The sequence below is a fragment of the Streptomyces sp. NPDC020747 genome, assembly GCF_044334695.1.
Taxonomy (GTDB): domain Bacteria; phylum Actinomycetota; class Actinomycetes; order Streptomycetales; family Streptomycetaceae; genus Streptomyces.
This window is the reverse complement of record NZ_JBIRTJ010000004.1, coordinates 227,139-245,754: the sequence shown is the minus strand read 5'-3', so window position 1 is coordinate 245,754 and position 18,616 is coordinate 227,139. Positions and strand designations below refer to the sequence as shown.

At 70.9% G+C, this 18,616-nt stretch carries 17 protein-coding genes; 5 read left to right on the top strand and 12 right to left on the bottom strand.

Going from position 1 to position 18,616, the window contains the following annotated elements; all coding sequences use genetic code 11:
- Positions 1 to 4: 4 nt before the first annotated feature.
- Entirely contained in the window at positions 5 to 1,105 is a 1,101-nt protein-coding gene (gene zapE, locus ACH4YP_RS13870) for a cell division protein ZapE (protein ID WP_361058857.1), read from the bottom strand.
- 215 nt (positions 1,106 to 1,320) lie between these two features.
- On the opposite strand from zapE, the gene ACH4YP_RS13865 reads away from it, so the two are divergent.
- The 5 genes from ACH4YP_RS13865 (at position 1,321) to ACH4YP_RS13845 (ending at position 5,257) form a co-directional block, all read left to right on the top strand.
- A complete protein-coding gene (locus ACH4YP_RS13865; RefSeq protein WP_398490686.1) occupies positions 1,321 to 2,130 on the top strand; it encodes a pyrimidine reductase family protein in 810 nt (269 codons plus the stop codon).
- A gap of 134 nt (positions 2,131 to 2,264) precedes the next feature.
- Entirely contained in the window at positions 2,265 to 2,738 is a 474-nt protein-coding gene (locus ACH4YP_RS13860) for an indole-3-glycerol phosphate synthase (RefSeq protein WP_361058861.1), read from the top strand.
- Between the two features lie 212 nt (positions 2,739 to 2,950).
- A complete protein-coding gene (gene murC / locus ACH4YP_RS13855) occupies positions 2,951 to 4,339 on the top strand; it encodes a UDP-N-acetylmuramate--L-alanine ligase (RefSeq protein WP_398490685.1) in 1,389 nt (462 codons plus the stop codon).
- Positions 4,340 to 4,367: 28 nt separating this feature from the next.
- Positions 4,368 to 4,775, top strand: coding sequence for a peptide-methionine (R)-S-oxide reductase MsrB (gene msrB / locus ACH4YP_RS13850; protein WP_361058865.1), 408 nt, complete (start codon positions 4,368 to 4,370; stop codon positions 4,773 to 4,775).
- Positions 4,776 to 4,801: 26 nt separating this feature from the next.
- A complete protein-coding gene (locus tag ACH4YP_RS13845; protein ID WP_398490684.1) occupies positions 4,802 to 5,257 on the top strand; it encodes an RpiB/LacA/LacB family sugar-phosphate isomerase in 456 nt (151 codons plus the stop codon).
- A 20-nt stretch (positions 5,258 to 5,277) separates the two neighbouring features.
- Here ACH4YP_RS13845 and ACH4YP_RS13840 read toward each other — a convergent pair whose 3' ends face one another.
- The 11 genes from ACH4YP_RS13840 to ACH4YP_RS13790 form a co-directional block, all read right to left on the bottom strand.
- On the bottom strand, positions 5,278 to 6,300 hold the full coding sequence (locus tag ACH4YP_RS13840; RefSeq protein WP_398490683.1) for a YbhN family protein: 1,023 nt from the start codon (positions 6,298 to 6,300) through the stop codon (positions 5,278 to 5,280).
- A gap of 380 nt (positions 6,301 to 6,680) precedes the next feature.
- Entirely contained in the window at positions 6,681 to 7,295 is a 615-nt protein-coding gene (locus tag ACH4YP_RS13835) for an ATP/GTP-binding protein (protein WP_361058871.1), read from the bottom strand.
- On the bottom strand, positions 7,282 to 7,638 hold the full coding sequence (locus ACH4YP_RS13830; RefSeq protein ID WP_361058873.1) for a DUF742 domain-containing protein: 357 nt from the start codon (positions 7,636 to 7,638) through the stop codon (positions 7,282 to 7,284). The genes ACH4YP_RS13835 and ACH4YP_RS13830 overlap by 14 nt, the downstream gene beginning before the upstream one ends.
- 1 nt (position 7,639) lies before the next feature.
- On the bottom strand, positions 7,640 to 8,068 hold the full coding sequence (locus ACH4YP_RS13825; RefSeq protein WP_361058875.1) for a roadblock/LC7 domain-containing protein: 429 nt from the start codon (positions 8,066 to 8,068) through the stop codon (positions 7,640 to 7,642).
- Between the two features lie 11 nt (positions 8,069 to 8,079).
- Positions 8,080 to 10,545: a nitrate- and nitrite sensing domain-containing protein gene (locus tag ACH4YP_RS13820; protein ID WP_398490682.1), complete on the bottom strand. Its 2,466-nt coding sequence runs from the start codon at positions 10,543 to 10,545 to the stop codon at positions 8,080 to 8,082.
- 328 nt (positions 10,546 to 10,873) lie between these two features.
- Positions 10,874 to 11,896, bottom strand: coding sequence for a substrate-binding domain-containing protein (locus tag ACH4YP_RS13815; protein WP_398490681.1), 1,023 nt, complete (start codon positions 11,894 to 11,896; stop codon positions 10,874 to 10,876).
- 194 nt (positions 11,897 to 12,090) lie between these two features.
- Positions 12,091 to 13,053 carry an ROK family protein gene (locus ACH4YP_RS13810; protein ID WP_398490827.1) on the bottom strand — a complete coding sequence of 321 codons (963 nt, stop codon included), beginning with the start codon at positions 13,051 to 13,053 and terminating at the stop codon, positions 12,091 to 12,093.
- Positions 13,054 to 13,109: 56 nt separating this feature from the next.
- Positions 13,110 to 14,861 carry a dipeptide ABC transporter ATP-binding protein gene (locus ACH4YP_RS13805; RefSeq protein WP_398490680.1) on the bottom strand — a complete coding sequence of 584 codons (1,752 nt, stop codon included), beginning with the start codon at positions 14,859 to 14,861 and terminating at the stop codon, positions 13,110 to 13,112.
- Entirely contained in the window at positions 14,858 to 15,742 is an 885-nt protein-coding gene (locus ACH4YP_RS13800; RefSeq protein WP_398490679.1) for an ABC transporter permease, read from the bottom strand. Before ACH4YP_RS13800 ends, ACH4YP_RS13805 begins: the two co-directional genes overlap by 4 nt.
- Positions 15,739 to 16,698 carry an ABC transporter permease gene (locus ACH4YP_RS13795; RefSeq protein ID WP_398490678.1) on the bottom strand — a complete coding sequence of 320 codons (960 nt, stop codon included), beginning with the start codon at positions 16,696 to 16,698 and terminating at the stop codon, positions 15,739 to 15,741. The genes ACH4YP_RS13800 and ACH4YP_RS13795 overlap by 4 nt, the downstream gene beginning before the upstream one ends.
- Positions 16,699 to 16,727: 29 nt before the next feature.
- Entirely contained in the window at positions 16,728 to 18,521 is a 1,794-nt protein-coding gene (locus ACH4YP_RS13790; RefSeq protein WP_361058888.1) for a peptide ABC transporter substrate-binding protein, read from the bottom strand.
- Positions 18,522 to 18,616: the final 95 nt, after the last annotated feature.

Sequence of the window (18,616 nt, the reverse complement as noted above, 5' to 3'; positions counted from 1 at the left end):
TCGGTCAGTTCTTCACGAGGGTTTTCGCGTCCCGTGCGAGTGCCGTGAGCCGGGAGATCGCGCGGAAGTACTTCTTGCGGTAGCCGCCGTTCAGCATCTCCTCGCTGAACAGCCGGTCGAAGGGCATCCCCGAGGCGAGTACCGGCACCTCGCGGTCGTACAGACGGTCGGCGAGGACGACGAGCCGCAGCGCGGTCGACTGGTCCGGGACCGGCTGGACGTCCGTGAGGCAGACCGCCGTGATCCCGTCGGTCAGCGCGCCGTACCGGCTGGGGTGGACCCGGGCCAGGTGGTCGAGCAGATGCGGGAAGTCGTCGAGCGAGGCCCCCGGCGTCGCGTACGCGGCCTTCGTGACCTGCTCTTCGGAGTACGGGGCCGGGGCCTCGGGCAGCCCGCGGTGGCGGTAGTCCTCGCCGTCGATGCGCAGCGACCGGAAGTGCGCGGAGAGGCCCTGGATCTCGCGCAGGAAGTCGACCGAGGCGAACCGGCCCTCGCCGAGCTTGCCGGGCAGCGTGTTGGAGGTCGCGGCGAGCGCCACCCCCGCCTCGACCAGCCGGCCGAGCAGGCTGGACACGAGGACGGTGTCGCCGGGGTCGTCGAGCTCGAACTCGTCGATGCAGAGCAGCCGGTGGCCGCTCAGCGTCCGCACGGTCTGCTGGAAGCCGAGGGCGCCGACCAGGTTCGTCAGCTCCACGAACGTGCCGAAGGCCTTCAGGGATGGCTCGGCGGGGGTCGCGTGCCAGAGGGAGGCGAGCAGGTGCGTCTTGCCGACGCCGTAGCCGCCGTCGAGGTAGACCCCGCGGGGGCCGGCCGGTGCCTTCGCCGCCTTCTTCCCGAAGCCGAGGAAACCCCGCTTGCCGGAGCCGGCGGCCTGCGCCCCGCCGAGACCCGCCGCGAAGGCGTCCAGCACGTGGACGGCCTCCGTCTGGCTGGGCTGGTTCGGGTCCGGAATGTACGTATCGAAGCGGACCGAGTCGAACCGCGGCGGCGGCACCATCTCGGCGACCAGCCGGTCCGCGGGAACACGCGGCTCACGGGCACACAGGGACGACGGGGCCGCGTCGGCTATTGAACCGAGACCGGAGGCAGAGGGGGAGGTCGACACGGTTCCCCACTGTAGGGCCTGTCGTCAAAGGTGGCGTCGTCCGCCCGGAGGGCGGGCCTCGCGGCGCCTGGTGCGTGCGATCGCAAGGCGCCGGAGTGTCCTCGTAGCGGAGCTACGAGGACACTCCGGCAACGCGGCGAGCGTGCGTGCCAGGCGCCGCGAGGCAGACGCCACCTTTGACGACAGGCCCTGAGGGCCGTGCCAGACTGCACGGCATGCGACGCCTGTTCCCTGTGACCGACGAGACAGCAGCCCGGGACTCGGGCGGGGCCCCCGGTGCGGAGGGGGTGGACCACGAGTGGTCGCTGGAGCAGCTGGCGGTGGCGTACGCCTATCCGTCCGGCTCGGGACCCGCCGGGCCGGAGCCGTGGCTGCGGGCCAACATGGTGTCCACACTCGACGGTGCCGCCCAGCACGACGGGCGGTCGCAGCCCATCTCCAGCGCCGCCGACATGCGGATCTTCGGTACGTTGCGGGCGCTCGCGGACGCTGTGGTGGTCGGTGCGGAAACGGTACGCCAGGAGGGTTACCGCCCGGCCCGCGCGCGAGAGGATTTCGCCGCTCTCCGGGAGGCGGCGGGGCAGGGCCCGGCCCCGGCGATCGCGGTGGTGAGCGCGAGCCTGGACCTGGACTTCTCGCTGCCGCTCTTCACCTCGCCGCTGGTCCCCACGCTCGTGCTCACGGGCGCCGCGGCGGCCCCCGACCGGATCGCCGCCGCCGAGAAGGCCGGCGCGCAGGTCGTGATCGCCGGGGACGGCACGGGCGTGGAGCCGGCCCGGGCCGTACGCGCGCTCGCCGAGCGGGGGCTGTGCCGGCTCCTGACCGAGGGCGGGCCGCGGCTGCTCGGCCAGCTGGTCGCCGCCGGGGTGCTCGACGAACTCTGTCTGACGGTGTCCCCGATGCTCACCGCGGGCGACGCCCAACGCATCGCAGGCGGCCCTCCGGTGGCCGTGCCGAGGCGGTTCGAGCTGACGTCTCTGCTGGAGGAGGCCGGGTTCCTGTTCAGCCGTTACCGTCGGACCTGACCAAATAGACGGAATCACCCGTTCCGTTTGACTTTCCCTGGGCACACCAAATCTCGCAGTACCCGTGCGGTTACGGGGCAGGATGGTTTCCGCAGGGGCCTACGGACGGCCCACGGATGAGAAGGGCGCCTGTCGTGTTCACAAGCGTACTGATGATCGAGAAGGCCCTGACGTCCGCGGACGTGGAGTTCGTCACCAGCTTGCACGGTGACGAGGACGTCGCCTTCCATGTGCTGCTCCAGCCCCGCGGCGACCAGGCCGACCGGCTGCTGCGGGCCATCGACGACGTGGCACTCGGCGAGCTGGACGAGGCGGCGCGTGAGAGCGAGACGCCCGAGGGCGAGGAGGCCGTCGGCCAGGGGCAGAAGGCCCTGGCGGTGTCGCTGGTGGCGTTGCGGGCGGCGGGGAGCGGGGCGGAGGGGCGGTTGATCGAGGATCATCCGCTGGACGCGCTGAAGGGGCTCGTGGACGAGATCGACGCGGATGAGGTCATCGTGCTGACCGATCCTCATTACGTGGAGGAGTTCTTCCACCGGGACTGGGCCTCGCGGGCTCGGCACAAGGTGGGGGTGCCGGTGCTGAAGCTGTTCTCGCACAGCAAGACGTGACGGTTCGCTGCCGCTGCCGCTGCCGCTGTGGCTCGGCCGTGGGCGCCGTGGTGGATCTCGGGTTCGCCGGGTGCGGCGGGCATGCGGCTGGTCGCGCCCACGCGGCGGAGCCGCACAATGTCACAGCCCCGCGCCCCTGAGAGGGCGCGGGGTGCCGCAGCCAATAGGCTGGGCGCGCTCACCGTCCCACCCGAGTCCTGGGAGTAACACGTATGGCACCCGGTCTTCCCACCGCCATGGACCGACCGCACTTCATCGGCATCGGCGGTGCCGGGATGTCGGGGATCGCGAAGATCCTCGCGCAGCGCGGCGCCCAGGTCGCGGGCAGTGACGCGAAGGAGTCCGCGACCGCCGAGGCCCTGCGCGCGCTGGGGGCGACGGTGCACATCGGCCACGCGGCCGGGCACCTCGCCGACGACGCGACCTGCGTGGTCGTGTCGTCCGCGATCCGCGCCGACAACCCGGAGCTGGCCCGCGCCGCCGAGCTGGGCATCCCGGTCGTCCACCGCTCGGACGCCCTCGCCCGCCTGATGGACGGCCTGCGGCCGATCGCGGTCGCGGGCACCCACGGCAAGACGACCACGACGTCGATGCTGGCCGTCTCCCTGTCGACCCTGGGCCTGAACCCCTCGTACGCGATCGGCGGCGACCTCGACGCCCCCGGCTCCAACGCCCTGCACGGCGAGGGCGAGATCTTCGTCGCCGAGGCCGACGAGTCGGACCGCAGCTTCCACAAGTACGCGCCCGAGGTGGCGATCGTGCTGAACGTGGAGCTGGACCACCACGCCAACTACGCGTCCATGGACGAGATCTACGAGTCCTTCGAGACGTTCGCGGACAAGATCGTGCCCGGTGGCACCCTGGTGATCACCGCGGACCACGAGGGTGCGCGGGAGCTGACCCGGCGGCTGTCGGACGACGTCCGCGTGGTGACGTACGGCGAGTCCGAGGACGCGGACGTTCGGGTGCTGTCCGTGGTCGCCCAGGGGCTGAAGAGCGAGGTGACCGTCGAGCTGGACGGTTCGCCGCTCACCTTCACGGTCTCGGTCCCGGGCCGCCACTACGCGCACAACGCGGTGGCGGCGCTGGCGGCGGGCGCGGCCCTCGGCATCCCGGCGGCGGAGCTGGCCCCGGCCATCGCCTCGTACACGGGTGTGAAGCGGCGGCTCCAGCTGAAGGGCGAGGAGGCGGGCGTGCAGGTCATCGACTCGTACGCGCACCACCCGACGGAGATGACCGCGGACCTGGAGGCGATGCGGGCGGCCGCCGGCGACGCCCGGATCCTGGTCGTCTTCCAGCCGCACCTGTTCTCCCGCACCCAGGAGCTGGGCAAGGAGATGGGCGAGTCGCTGGCCCTGGCTGACGCCTCGGTCGTGCTGGACATCTACCCGGCCCGCGAGGACCCGATCCCCGGCGTCACGAGCGAGCTGATCATCGAGGCGGCCCGGGCCGCGGGCGCGGACGTGACGCCGGCGAAGGACAAGGCGGACGTGCCCGCGGTGGTGGCGGGAATGGCGAAGCCCGGTGATCTCGTTCTCACCATGGGCGCGGGTGACGTGACGGACCTCGGACCCGAGATCCTGACCCGCCTGTCGAAGTAGCCGTACCTGTAGTGAGGGGTTGAGCTTCATGTCGTACGACATCGAGAAGCCGGACGAGCAGTGGCGCGCGGAGCTGAACCCGGCCGAGTACGCGGTGCTGCGCAAGGCCGGCACCGAGCCGGCGTTCACCGGCGAGTACACCGACACCAAGACGAAGGGCGTGTACTCCTGTCGCGCCTGCGGCGCCGAACTCTTCACCTCCACCGAGAAGTTCGAGTCGCACTGCGGCTGGCCCTCCTTCTACGACCCGAAGGAGTCCGACGCGGTCGAGCTGATCGCGGACCGGTCGCACGGGATGGCGCGGACGGAGGTCCGGTGCGCCCGCTGCGGCTCGCACCTCGGGCACGTGTTCGACGGTGAGGGGTATCCGACCCCGACCGACCAGCGGTACTGCATCAACAGCGTCTCGCTGAGGCTGACGCCCGACGAGGGCTGATCCGGGGAACGAGTAGGCTCCGAAACATGCGGATCTCCGTCTCCTCCGACATGGACGAACCCGTCGCCCGTGCCCTGCTCGAAGAGTTGCGCGGGCGCGGTCACGAGGTGCTGGCGTACGGGGCGTTGAGCCCCGGGGACGATCCGCGGTGGGCGGTGTGCTCGGAGACGGCGGCTCGTCAGGTCGCCGCCGGGACGGCCGACCAGGCGGTCGTGTGCTGCTGGACCGGCACCGGTGCGTCGATCGCCGCGAACAAGGTGCCCGGCGTACGGGCCGCGCTGTGCACGGACGCGTACACGGCCGAGGGTGCACGGCGGTGGAACGACGCCAACGTGCTGGCGCTCAGCCTGCGGCTGACGTCCGAGCCGTTGCTCAAGGAGATCCTCGACGCCTGGTTCGCCGCGGAGGCGAGCGAGGACGCCGAGGACCTCGGGAACGTGGCCCACGTCGGAGGGCTCGATCTCGGAGGAAACGAGCCCTAGTTCCTGGTTCCTGGTTCCGCTCACAGCACCTTGCGGTGTACCAGGATCGACAGGACCAGCGCGCCGGGCAGCAGCGGGACCCAGACCGTCAGGACGCGGTAGCCGATGACGGTCGCCGTGGCGATGCCGATCGGTGCGCCGAACGCGACCAAGGTGAACACCAGGGCCGCGTCGACCGGCCCGATGCCGCCGGGCGCGGGCACGGCTCCGACCGCCGTACTGGCGAGGAGCAGCGCGAGGATCACCTGAGCCCAGGACAGCGGCAGCCCGAGCGAGAACCCGACCGCGGCGATCACGCTCCCCTGGAGCAGCGGGGTCGCGGTCGAACCGCCCCAGAGGGCGAGGATCCGGGCCGGCCGGGTGTGCAGCACCCGGACGTCGGTCAGGGCGGTGCGTACGCAGTCGAGGGCCGGGCGGCGCAGCGGACGCACGGTGGTCACGAGCAGGGCCGCCGAGCCGAACCCGAGGGTCGCGGCACCGGCGACCAGGAGCATGGTCCGTTCGTCCGGGACGAGTTCACCGAGGTGCAGCAACTCCGGGAAGGCCACCATGAAGACCAGCAGCACCAGCGTCTTCGCGATCGGCTTGACCAGCGAGTACAGGGCCAGCGAGGCGGTGGCCCTGGCCAGGGGGATGCCGCGGCCCTGAAGAAAGCGCAGGGTGACGGCGTGGGCGCCGATGCTCGCCGGGAGTACGTGGTTCGCGGTGCCCGCGGCGACCTGGGAGGCCAGCAGCAGTCCCGGCGGCAGCCGGTCAGGTATGGCGCCCTGCCGCACACACGCGGCGGCCACCCAGCCCAGGCAGGTGAACAGGGCCGCGGCCAGCAGCCACCAGGGGTCGGCGGAGGCCAGCCGGGCGGCGCCGTCACGGACGGCCCGCCGGTCGGCCACCGCCCACACCCCGATGAGGACGACCGGGAGCAGGCTCAGCGTCCAGCGGGTCGGGCGCGCGGCGACGGAGAAGCGGGAGGGCGAAGGTGAAGGGGACGGGGCGGGCGTGGGGAGCGCCCGGGGGACGGTGGTGTCGAGCGGCAGCGGGGACACGGCGCACGTCGTCCTTCCGCGTCACGCCCGCGCGGGGAGCGGGGCGGACGGATACAAGGCGAGGCAGGAGGGGACGACCGAAACGTGCCCGCCCGGTGTGACGCGACGGTGTCCGGGAGCGGAAGGCACGCGGGCGGGCGGGCGACGCGAGTCACCCGGTACGGAGTACGGGCCGTGCGGAGTGTGTGCGGGGGCGGGCGGTGCCGCCCGCTGCGGAGAGTTCGGACCGGACCACCACGGCGGCGCCGGACCATTCCTGACGGGTCATCAGGAAGGTTGTGGCGGCGCCGAGTTCAGATGCCCGGCTGAGCGCCGCTCGGCCCGTTCCAGCGCTTCTGATGGCCCGTCAGGAATGGTCCGGCCGGTCCCGCCGGCGGCGCTCACACCCGACCGCTCGGCCGTCCGCTTCCGTTGCTCTGGGCCGAGTTGGCTATCAACTGGTCTATCAGTGCTATCAGTACGTCCCGGCACGACTCCCGGTCCCGGGCGTCGCAGAGCAGTACGTGGGTGTGTTCGGGCAGGGCCAGGGCGTCCCGGATCTCGTCGGCCGCGTACGGATGCTCGCCGTGGAAGCCGTTGACGCCGACGACGAACGGGATGTCGCGCCTCTCGAAGAAGTCGATGGCGGCGAAGCTGGACTCCGGGCGGCGGACGTCGACGAGGACGACCGCGCCGAGGGCGCCGATGGCCAGGTCGTTCCACATGAACCAGAACCGCTGCTGCCCCGGCGTGCCGAAGAGATACAGCACGAGTTCCTGGCTGAGCGTGATCCGGCCGAAGTCCAGCGCCACCGTCGTGGCGTGCTTCTCCGGGATGCCGTTGAGGTCGTCGACACCCAGGCCGGCCGAGGTCAGCGGTTCCTCCGTGCGCAGCGGCACGATCTCGCTGACCGCGCCGACCATCGTGGTCTTGCCGACGCCGAATCCCCCGGCGATCAGGATCTTGACCGTGTCGGGTGCTGAGGTCCCCTGGATGACGGGGTCAGAGCCGGCCAAGGCCGTCCCTCACTTTCTGCAGCAGGTCCATGTCCGAGGTTCGGGAGATCTGGCGTGGGGCGTGGGCGACGATCCGGCCCGCCTCCAGCAGGTCGCAGAGCATGATGCAGACCACGCTGACCGGCAGATCGAGCTGGGCGGCGAGCTCCGCGACCACGACCGGCTTCGTACACAGCCGCAGGATCCGGGTGTACTCGGGCTGCTGCCGCGCGGCCCTGTCGGGCGGCGGGTCCACCGTGGTGACCGACGTGATGAGGGTGAAGTCGGTGCGGCTGGGCCTGGTGCGGCCACCGGTCAGCGTGAACGGCCGCACCAGACGGCCGCCCGCGTCGCCTCCGTTCACCTCACTCGCCGTTGTCGGTGACGGCGACACCCGCCCGCGGTGCCGCGCTGAGGTGCTCGCCGATCTTCTTCACCAGCATGTTCATCTGGTACGCGACCACGCCGACATCCGCACCCTGGCTGGTGAGCACGGCCAGATGGGCGCCTGGCCCGGCCGTGCTGAGTATCAGATAACTGTTGGCCATCTCGATGAGCGCCTGCCTCACGGGGCCGCCGCGGAAGTCCATGCTGACGCCCTTGCTGAGGCTCATCAGGCCGGACGCGGTCGCCGCCAGCCGCTCGGCGTCGTCGCGCAGGAAGCCCGTGGACCTGCTGACGACCAGTCCGTCCTCGGAGAGCACGACGGCTTGGTTCACCTCGGCGACCCGGTCCACCAGTCCGGTGAGCAGCTGGTCGAGCTGGCTGTGCGTGGCGGGGATGGGGCGTGTCATTTCTCTGTCCTTCATGAGCGGTCTGCGGGCGGAGTCGAGGTGACGGATGCGCCTTCGGGTGCGGTTTCTTCCCCTTGGTCGTACGCCGTATCCGTGTCGTTGTCACGCGCCTGGAGCGTTCCGCGCTGGAAACCGGAGAGGGAGGAGGCCGCCCGCTCCGCGGTGAAGTCCGCGAAGGCGTCGTCGGCCTCGGAGGACGCGACGGGCGGCGCGTCCTCCCGCAGCTCGGCGGCCAGGCTGGTCTGCGGCACCCGGCGCGGCAGCGGAGCGATGCCGCCGGGCCTCGCCGCGGCCGGGCCGGAGCGGGCCGCACCGGCGGCGACCGGTGTCCCGGCCGCCTGAGGTGTCCGCGCCCGGGCGACGGGCTGCGCCTCCCGCGAGCGCTCGTGGGTCTGCCGGTCCGTGCCCGGGATCCGGTCCGCCGAACTCCTCGCGGCGGCACCGACCGGCTGCACGACCGGCTCACCGGCCCCTTTCCCGCCCTGCTGCCGGACGGCCGGCACGGCCCCTTCGGCGTTCTCGACGTCCGTGGAGGGCGATTCGAGGGGCTCGCGCACCACGATCTCGTGCGGGATCAGCACGATCGCGGTGGTGCCCCCGTACGGCGAGGACCGCAGTGTGACGGTGATGCCGTGCCGGGTGGCGAGCCGGGCGATCACGAACATGCCGAGCCGCAGGTCGTCGGCGAGCGCCACCACGTCGAACTGCGGGGGCACCGCCAACTGGGAGTTGAACGACGCGTAGTCCTCGTCGGACATGCCGAGACCGCGGTCCTCGATCTCGACGGCCAGCCCCTTGGCGACCATTCCGGCCCGCACTCCGACCGGGCTGGGCGCGGGGGAGTACGCGGTCGCGTTGTCGATGAGCTCGGCCAGCAGGTGGATGACGTCCGCCACCGCCGGCGGGGTGAGGAACACCTCCTCGTCGGTGTTCACCTCCACCCGCTGGTACTCGGCGACCTCACCGACGGCGCTGCGCAGGATGTCGATCAGCGCGACCGGTTCGGTCCAGCTGCGCCGCGGCTGCTCGCCGCTGATGATGACGAGGTTCTCCTCGTAGCGGCGCAACTGGCTCGCGGTGGAGTCCAGTTCGTACAGGCCCTTGAGGATGTCCGGGTCCTGGTGGCTGCGCTCCAGCGCGTCCAGCTTGGTGAGCTGGAGGTTGACCAGGTTCTGGCTCTGCCGGGCGATGCCCAGGATGACCTTCTGGAAGCCGCGCCTGGTGTCGGCGAGTTCGACCGCGGTGTGGACCGCGGTGCGCTGGGCGGCGTTGAACGCCTGGGCCACCTGCCCGAGTTCGTCCCGGCCGTAGTCGAGCGGGGGCGTGGCCGACTCCACGTCGACCTTCTCGCCGCGGTTGAGCCGTGCCACCACGTCGGGCAGCCGCTCCTCGGCGAGGCTGAGGGTGGCGATACGCAGTCCGCGCAGCCGACGGGAGAGGGAGCGGGTGATGCGCCAGGACATGAGGACGCACACCAGCAGGGCGACGAAGCCGCCGGTGCTCAGCGCGGCCGCCTTGATCAGCAGGTCATCCGCCCTGTCGTCACTGCGTTCGAGCAGTGCCGTCGTCTCCTGGCGGATCAGGGCGGTGTACTGGTCCCTGAGTTCGTCGAACGCGGGGTCCCACCGCTTCTGCGCGTCCGGCAGGGTGATCTTCCGGCTGTCGGTGAGGCCCTTCGCGCGGGCCGCGACCACCTGGTCCTCGACGCTCTCCAGGGTCTTCCACTCCGGACCCTGAAGGATCCGCTCGGTCTGCGTCTTCACCGAGCCGCGCAGCGAGGGCACCAATTGGTCCTCGACGAGCCAGCGCCGTGTGTTGACCAGCTGGACGAGGTGGTTCCACGCGTTCTCGTCGAGCTTCCCGGACGGCCAGGCCAGATGCAGCTGGGCGTCCTCCTGGGACACCAGCTCGGCCGAGTGCTCCAGGGCCACGAGCGGGCCGGCCTGCGAGGTCAGTTCCCCGTCGTCGACCTGCGAGAGCTCCTGGAAGGCGTGGATCTGGTCGTCGATGATCGACGTGTACTGGTCCAGCGCCTGGTCGGGGGTGATGTCGGTGGGTTTGTCCACCTGGCCCCGGTAGTACTCCAGGCTGCCCACCGAGGCGATGACCGAGTACATCCGCTCGCTGATCCGCTCGGGGGCCCGCTGGACCGCGTCGGACTGGCCGACGAGAATCGCGACCGCCTTGTCGGTACGCGCCCGCTGCTCGTCCAGGGCGGTACGGGAACTGCCGGGCGAGGCCAGCAGCACGGCCGACAGGCTGCGTTCCCGCTGCAACGCGAGCGTCGCGTCGGTGCCCATGGCCCCGGTCGACTTGCTGAGTTCCGTCTGGTCCTTCAGCCGCAGACCCTCCGAGAACATCTGGATCGTCGTCACGCCCCACATGGCGGCGAGAGTGACGCTGGGTACCAGAGCCAGCAGGATCAGTGAGAGACGTATGGAGCCGAGACGGCGGCGGGAGCCTGTCCGTGGAGACATCGTCGTCCTAGGGCGATCAGCGGTGAGCGGAAGGGGTCTTGGGGGAAGTCGGGTGGTCAACAGGGGTGGGAGACGGGACAAGGGCGGCGGGTGACCGCGTGACCGGAACAGCACAGGGGGTGCGCAGGATGCTATCCGTACAAGTGACCGTACGCACCGTGAGTACCCCAAACCTTGGCGACGCTGTTACCTGACGGCGCCGGACAAGCCGGTCCGGCACATACCTGGCGGCGTGGGACCAGCCCGTCCGGCACGGCGGTTCGACCCGTCCGGCACCGCGCCTCGACCGGTCGGGCACCGAGGTCCGGCCGGTCTGCCAGGGGGCGTCTCACCGTGTTCCGTTGGCCGCGAACTGCGAGACCGCGGCGACGTTCTGCTTGGTGACGAAGGCCGGTCCGGTGAGTACGGGCTCCTCTCCGCCGCCGCTGACGTTGCCGTTGGTCTTGTACAGCCAGAGCGAGTCCACGGCGAGGTAGCCCTGCAGATAGGGCTGTTGGTCCACGGCGAACTGCACGTCGCCGCTCTGCACGGCCTTCACCAGGTCCTTGTTGAGGTCGAAGGTGGCGACCTCGGCCCTGCTGCCCGCCTTCTTCACCGACTTCACCGCCGCGAGCGCGAACCCCGCGCCGTTCATGACGACTTCGTCGATGGTCCGGTCCTGTCGCAGGGCGGCGGCGACCGAGTCGGTCACCGCGTCCATGTCGGTGCCGTCCACGTAGTGCATCTCGGTCCGGCCGCCGAACGTCTTCTTCACCCCGGCGCAGCGGGCCTCCACGGCAACGTTGCCACGCTCGTGGATGACGCACAGGGCGTGCTTGGCGCGCAGGGAGTCCAGCTTGTCGCCGACCGCCTGGCCCGCGACGCTCTCGTCCTGGCCGAAGTACTGCAGCAGGCCCCCGGACTTCCAGGCGTCGATACCGGAGTTGAGGCCGACCACCGCGATGCCCGCCGCCCTGGCCGCGGCGACCGCGCCCTTCATGGCCTCCGGCTTGGCCAGGGTCAGGGCTATGCCGTCGACCCGGTCGGCGATCGCGTCCCGCACCAGGTCGGCCTGGCCCTTGGCGTCGGGGTTGGCCTCGTACGTCAGCGCGATGTCGTCCTTGACGGCGGCGGCCTCGGCGCCCTTCCGCACCCGCTCCCAGAAGGCGTCGTCGGGGGCGCCGTGGGTGATCAGGGCGACCTTGATCCCGCCGGCGCTCGCCTTCCCCGCCGTGTCGGCGTCCGAGCCCGCGTCGGATCCTCCGGAGCCCGAGCAGCCGGAGGCGAGCAGGCAGACGGCCGCGACGGCGGCGGCCAGAGCCGTGCCCCGCGCGGATCCGGCGGGGACGGGACCTGAGGGAGTCGTGTTCATGGGGGGTATGGCACCTCGCTGTGCGGCCGGGCAAGCGGATGGGAGCATGAATAGGTGTGACCGTCGGGGGATCATGTGTGTCGACTGTCTGGCCTTTGCTGGCCGGAGCCAATCGTGTGTGACGCCTGGTAGTCAAGTGAGCGCCCAGATGGCCGGAGTTGTCTTTTTTGATCTTGAAGTGGAGTGAGAAGCGGTCAACCACTTCTGAAAGTCGCCGAGTCGGTGCCTTCGGGGAGGGGGCGGAACGGAACGAAGGGTTCCCTGGATTCCGTGCGGGCGCGGGAGGCCGCCCCGACCGCGACTGCCGCGTTGCCGAGCCCGGCCCGTACGACCCTGACCGGGTGGCCGCTGACGGGGGGTTCGGCGGTGAGCGCGGCCCGGATCGACGGCTCCAGGAGCGTCCAGGCGCCGCTGACCCCGCCACCGATCACGAACGTCGTGACGTCCAGCATGCCCGCGGTGATCAGGATCGCGCGGGCGACCGCGCTGCCGGCGGCCTCGTACACGGCGAGCGCGTCCGGGTCGCCGCGCTGCGCCGCGTCGGCGACGGCGCGGGCGCTGCGGTCGAGCCCGGTCCGTTCGCCGTACCGGGCGGTGATGGACCGGCCGGAGGCCAGGGTCTCCAGATGGCCGCGGCCGCCGCAGGTGCACGGGAGGTCCCCGAAGCCCGGGATGTGCCCCGCCTCGCCCGCCGCGCCGTGCGGCCCCTCGTACAGCGCACCGTCCAGCCACAGCGCGCCGCCGACGCCGGTGCCGAGCGTCATGCCGAGGACGTGCCGCTCGCCCACGACGGCGCCCCGGGCCAACTCGCCGCGCAGGAACGCGTTCACGTCGTTGTCGAGGAAGACCGGAACGCCGAGCGCGGCCTCCATGGTCGCCGTCACCTCGAACCCGGCCCAGGCGTGGAAGGAGTCGCTGGCCACGAGGATGCGACCGGCGCGGACGTCGACCAGACCCGCCGCGCCCACCCCGACCGCGCGCAGCCGGGCCGGTACGCGCGCCAGGAGCAGGCCCAGGGCGTCGAGCGCGGCGCCGACCATCGCCGTGCCGCCCTCCGCGGCCGGGGTGGGCACTTCCTGGCTGTCCACGACGGCGAGTTCGGGCGTGCAGAGCACGACCTGTGTGGTCGTGCCGCCGATGTCGACACCGGCGAACACCTCGGGGGCCGAGGCGGTCGCGGAGACGGGGGCGGGCGGACGCGGCTGGGGTGCGGTCACGCCCCGCCCTCCGTTCCGGCGGCGGCGAGCGCGGCCTGTCGTTCGGTACGGCGCACACGTTGGAGCACCGGGTCGGGTACGGGCACGGCGGCGATGAGCCGGCGGGTGTAGTCCGTCTCCGGGTGGGTGAGGGTGGTCGCGGTGGCGCCCTCCTCCTCGACCCGGCCCGCCCGCATGACGACGACCCGCCGCGCGAACTGCTGGACGACCGCGAGGTCGTGGGAGACGAAGAGGCAGGCGAAGCCGAGCTCGTCCTGCAGTTCGGCGATCACGTCCAGGACGGTCTGCTGCACGCTGACGTCGAGCGCGCTCGTCGGCTCGTCGGCGACCAGCAGCCGGGGGTCGAGGACCAGCGCCCGGGCGAGACTCACCCGCTGCCGCTGCCCGCCGGACAGCTCGCGCGGCCCGCGGCCCGCCAACTCCCGGGGCAGCCGCACGCGTTCCAGCACCTCCGCGACCCGCTCCCGACGCTCGGCCGCCGCCATCCCCCGGCGGTGCACCCGCAACGGCTCGGCGACACACTCAGCCACACTCATCCGCGCGTCCAGCGAGGCCACCGGGTCCTGCAACACCACGCCGACGCCGGCGAGCAGGGCCCGGCGCGCGCGTCCCCTCGCCCGCCGGAGATCGGCACCGAACAGCGACACCGAGCCGGAGGAGGGCGCCACGAGCCCGAGCGCGACCCGGGCAGCCGTCGACTTCCCGGACCCCGACTCCCCGACGAGCCCGAGGGTTTCCCCGGGCCGTACGGTCAGCGACACGTCGTGCAGCGCCTGCACGGCCCGCGACCCACGCCCGAACCGCACGGAGACGCCACGCAGTTCGACGACCGGGGCGTCGGCGAGGGTTTCGGCGGGGGCTCCGGCGGGGGTGTCGGGGTCGGCGTCGGTTCCTGGGGTGCGGTGGACGGACGCGCCGCCCCCGGCCACGGTCAACCGCGGCACAGCCGCCAGCAGCCGCTTCGTGTACTCGTGCGTCGGCCGCAGCAGGACCTCCTCCACCGGGCCGGTCTCCACGATCTCCCCGTCCAGCATCACCGCGACGCGGTCCGCGAAGTCCGCGACGACGCCCATGTTGTGGGTGACGAGGAGGACGCCGGTGCCGGAGTCGGTCGCGAGTGCCCGGAGGAGGTCGAGGATCTCGGCCTGGACGGTGACGTCGAGCGCGGTGGTCGGCTCGTCGGCGATCAGGAGGCTCGGGGAGTTCGCGATCGCCATGGCGATGACCACCCGCTGCCGCTGTCCGCCGGAGAGCTGGAAGGGGTACGCGGACGCCCGCTTCTCCGGCTCCGGGACACCGACCCGCCGCAGCAGTTCGACCGCCTCTCCGGCGGCTTCGCGCGCGGAGACCGGCCGGTGGTTGCGTACGACCTCCGCGATCTGTGCGCCGATCCGGGTCAGCGGATCGAGGGCGGTCGCGGGCTCCTGGAACACCATCGACACCGTGCGCCCCCGCAAACCCACGAGGTCGCTCTCGACGGCGCCGACGACGTCCGTGCCGTCGACCGAGGCCCGGCCCGACGCCCGCGCGTTCCCCGGCAGCAGCCCCATCGCGGCGAGCGCGACCGTCGACTTCCCGGACCCGGACTCGCCGACCAGCGCCAGCGTCTCCCCGGGCCGCACGTACAGCGACACCCCGCGCACCGCGGGCACGTCGCCCGTCTCCGTGGAGAAGGTCACCCCGAGGTCCTCGACCTCCAGGATGCTGCCCGTACTGCCCACACCGCTCGTCCCCGTCGTGGCCCTCATGCCCGTCCCTTCACGTCGAACGCGTCCCGTAGTCCGTCCCCGACCGCGTTGAACGCGCACACGACGAGGATGATCGCGAGGCCCGGCGGCACGATCAGCCACCAGCGCCCGGAGTACGCGGCCGTCAGCCCGGCCGACAGCATTCCGCCCCAGTCGGTCGAGGGCGGCTGGACACCGAGTCCGAGATACGAGACGTACGCGACGAGCAGGATGGCGTCGGCGACCTGGAACGTGGCCGCGACCACGATCGTCGAGACAGAGTTCGGCAGGATGTGCCGGAAGATCGCCCGGCCGTGCGTCCCGCCGATCGCGCGGAGCGTCAGCACGTAGTCGCGGCTCTTCAGCGTGAGCGTCTCCGCCCGTACGAGCCGGGACGGGACGAGCCAGGAGACGAACCCCAGGATGAGGATCAGCCCGAGCGGGTCCGGGGTCGTGATCGCCGAGACGACGAGCAGGATGAAGAGCGCCGGGATGGCGATCCCCGCGTCCACGACCCGCATCATGACCGCGTCGACCCAGCCACCCGCGTACCCGGCGACCGCGCCCCACAGCGTCCCGATGACCGTAGCGAGGAGACCGGCCGCGAGCCCGACGAGCAGCGACACCTTCCCGCCGAACATCAGCCGCCCCAACTCGTCGTGCCCGACCGCGTCGGTGCCGAGCCAGTGCGACCCGCTCGGCGCGAGGTTCACCTGGGTGAGGTCGGTGTGGGTCTGGTCGGTCGAGTACACCAACGGGCCCACGAAGCAGAAGAGCAGGAAGAGGACTACGACCAACAGCCCTGCCACCGCGAGCCTGTTGCGTGCGAACCGCCGCACGGAGAGGCGGTATCCAGTCGCCAACTCCAGTGTGGGCGCCTTGGTCTGGAGTACGGCACTCATGTCCGGCCCGCCTTCACACGAGGGTCGATGATCCGCTGGACGACATCGGCCAGCAGGGTGCCGACGACGGTCGCGACGGAGATGACGAGCACACAGCCGAGCAGCACCGGATAGTCCGAGGACTGCGCCGCGCTCCAGAACAGCAGCCCCATTCCCGGGTAGTTGAAGAGCTGCTCGACGACGAGCGCACCGCCGAAGAGCACGGGCACGTAGTAGCCGAGCATCGCGACGACGGGTGTCAGGGAGTTGCGGAAGACGTGCCGCCACAGGATCGCGCGCGGCCGCGAACCGCCGGCCCGCGCGGTCCGTACGTAGTCCTCCTGGAGGTTCTCCAGCGTCGCCGCCCGCATGTACCGGCTGAACACGGCGACCATCGACGCGGCCCCCGCGACCACCGGCAGCACCAGGGCGTTGGGCTGTGCGAACACGTCCGCGAGCGTCTCGCCCTGGGGTGCCTGTGAGGGGAACCAGTTCAGCCACTGGGTGAACACGAGCACGAGCACAAGTCCCAGGAAGTACACGGGAGTCGCGTACGCCACGAAGCTCAGCGTGGTGATGACGTAGTCCGTCGGCCTGTTGCGCCGCACGGCCTGCCACATGCCGAGCGGGATCGCCAGCAGCAGCCCGACGAGAGCGGACAGCACGGTCAGGACGAGCGTCTTGGGCAGCCGCTGCTCGATGAGCTGGAAGACCCCCTCGTTGAGCGTGTACGAGGTGCCGAGGTCGCCCTGGACCAGCGTGCGGAGGTAGTAGAGGTACTGGACGGGGATCGAACGGTCCAGGCCCTGCTCGTGGTTGAAGGAGGCGATCTGCTGGGCCGTCGCCTGCGGGCCGAGGATCCCGCGTGCGGGACCCCCGGGCAGCGCGTGCAGCAGGCAGAAGACCACGACCGTGACGATGAGGATCACCACGAGGGCCTGGAGGACCCGTCGGGTCAAGTAGAGGAAGGTGTCCATGAGTTGGTCCTCAGGTCCTCAGCCGGTCCTCACCTGGTCCACTTCCACTGCGCCGGGTGGAAGTTGGCGAGCGAGTCCTGCGAGAAGCCGCCGAGGCCGTTCTTGACGACGGAGATCTGGTAGTCCGGCGCCGGGAGCCAGATGACCGGCAGATCCTTCGCGAGGGCCGCGCTGTAGTCCTGGACCGCCTGCGACGAACTCGACGTCGTGGACGCGGTGATCAGCTTGTCGACGTCGGGGTTCGAGTAGTTGCCGAAGTTCGAGCCGCCCTTGGTCTGGAACAGCGAGTCGCCGGTCGGGAAGGCGTTGAAGTACCAGCTGCCCGCGGTGCCGAAGAACGACAGCTGCCACTTGCAGATCGGCCGGCCCGAGGTGCACTGCGGGGTCTGCGAGAGCACCGAGTTGACGGGCGCGGTCTTGATGGAGAACTTGATGCCGGTCTTCTCCAGCGAGGACTGGACCGAGCTCATCATGTTGTCGGTCACGGCCGAGCCGGACTGCGACAGCACCTGCATCTCGAACTTCGTTCCCTCGGCGACGCCTTCACCGCACTGCGCGCCCCCGGTCCCCGGGTCCGTACAGACCATGACCCCGCCCTTCTCCTCCCAACCATGGCCGGTCAGCAGGGACTTGGCCGCCGACGTCGAGAACGGGTACGGGTTGTCCTTCTGCACCTGCGAGACGAAGTCGGACGCCTGCGCCTGCGGGACCGGGCCGTAGCCGGGCACGGCCGTTCCGTTGAAGATGACCTTCGCCAGGCTCGTCTGGTCGATCGACCGCTGGACCGCCTGGCGCGCGTACAGCTGCTTGAACACCGCTCCCATGGCGGGGTTGTTGAAGTTGTACGGCATGTAGGTGATCGCCCAGCCCGACCACGGCTTGACCGTGTATCCCTGCGCCGTGAACCGGTCCTTCTGGTCGAGGTCCGTCGCCTCGATGTAGCCGTAGTCGACACTGCCGGAGCGCAGCGCGTTCTTCTCGGCGTCCGCCGTCGTGAAGGGGAGCAGGTTCACCGTCGCGATGTTCGCCTTCTCACCGCCGTCGTACTTCTTGTTGGCGGCGAGCACGACCTTGCCGGACGTGGAGAACGACTTGACCGCGTAAGGGCCGCTGAGGGTCTTCCACAGCGCGTCCTTGTCGTAGCGGGAGATGTTCTTCGCGGCCGAGTTCAGATACGTCCAGACTTTCTTCGCGCCGGCGGCGGTCCGGTCGGCGTCGGACACCTGCGCGGAGGCGTCGGTCTTGTCCCACACGTGCTGCGGCAGCGGGGTGATCTCGCTGAACTCGTTGGCCAGCATCCACTGGGAGTTGTAGGCCTTGTCGAAGGTGATCGTGAAGTGACGGTCGTCCACGGTCTTGAACGAGGTCCAGTTGTCCGGCGCCTTGCCCGGGTTGTAGCCCGCCCACTCCGCCTTGTTCGCCTTGATGAGGTTGAACCAGAACTCGACGTCCCGCGAGGTGATCGGCTTGCCGTCGCTCCAACTGCGGTCGCCCAGCGTGACCTTGACGCTTTTGCCGTCGGACGCGAAGTCGGCGGCGGTGGCGATGGACGCCTTCTTGTTCCAGGCGATCTTCCCGGTGGAGCCGTCGTACGCGACGAGCCGCTCCCACATGCTGTCGGCGATGGACCTGTTGTTGGTGTTGAGGTGCGCGGCCGTACCGATCGGCAGGATCCAGTTCGGCGTGAAGTTCGCGGGCAGCGCGTAGTTGATGGAGTCGGGGGACGCGGACGACGTGTCGTTCGTCCCGGAACAGCCCGCGAGCAGCAGTGTGCCCGCCGAGACGACGGCACAGGCGACGAGCGTCGTGCGAGCAGGGGACATGGCTCTCCTCAGGTGGACAAGGGCTCGGTGCGCGAGACCGGACGCGAGGCCGGAGACGAACGGCGGCGCTCGGCGGAGCCAGTCAACGACCGGAA

Excerpts from the sequence above, each read along its gene's own strand:
- ACH4YP_RS13865 (WP_398490686.1), top strand. The coding sequence starts at position 1,321 with ATGCGACGCCTGTTCCCTGTGACCGACGAGACAGCAGCCCGGGACTCG.
- murC (WP_398490685.1), top strand. The coding sequence starts at position 2,951 with ATGGCACCCGGTCTTCCCACCGCCATGGACCGACCGCACTTCATCGGC.
- msrB (WP_361058865.1), top strand. The coding sequence starts at position 4,368 with ATGTCGTACGACATCGAGAAGCCGGACGAGCAGTGGCGCGCGGAGCTG.
- ACH4YP_RS13845 (WP_398490684.1), top strand. The coding sequence starts at position 4,802 with ATGCGGATCTCCGTCTCCTCCGACATGGACGAACCCGTCGCCCGTGCC.
- ACH4YP_RS13825 (WP_361058875.1), bottom strand. The coding sequence starts at position 8,068 with ATGACACGCCCCATCCCCGCCACGCACAGCCAGCTCGACCAGCTGCTC.
- ACH4YP_RS13820 (WP_398490682.1), bottom strand. The coding sequence starts at position 10,545 with ATGTCTCCACGGACAGGCTCCCGCCGCCGTCTCGGCTCCATACGTCTC.
- ACH4YP_RS13815 (WP_398490681.1), bottom strand. The coding sequence starts at position 11,896 with ATGAACACGACTCCCTCAGGTCCCGTCCCCGCCGGATCCGCGCGGGGC.
- ACH4YP_RS13805 (WP_398490680.1), bottom strand. The coding sequence starts at position 14,861 with ATGAGGGCCACGACGGGGACGAGCGGTGTGGGCAGTACGGGCAGCATC.
- ACH4YP_RS13800 (WP_398490679.1), bottom strand. The coding sequence starts at position 15,742 with ATGAGTGCCGTACTCCAGACCAAGGCGCCCACACTGGAGTTGGCGACT.
- ACH4YP_RS13795 (WP_398490678.1), bottom strand. The coding sequence starts at position 16,698 with ATGGACACCTTCCTCTACTTGACCCGACGGGTCCTCCAGGCCCTCGTG.
- ACH4YP_RS13790 (WP_361058888.1), bottom strand. The coding sequence starts at position 18,521 with ATGTCCCCTGCTCGCACGACGCTCGTCGCCTGTGCCGTCGTCTCGGCG.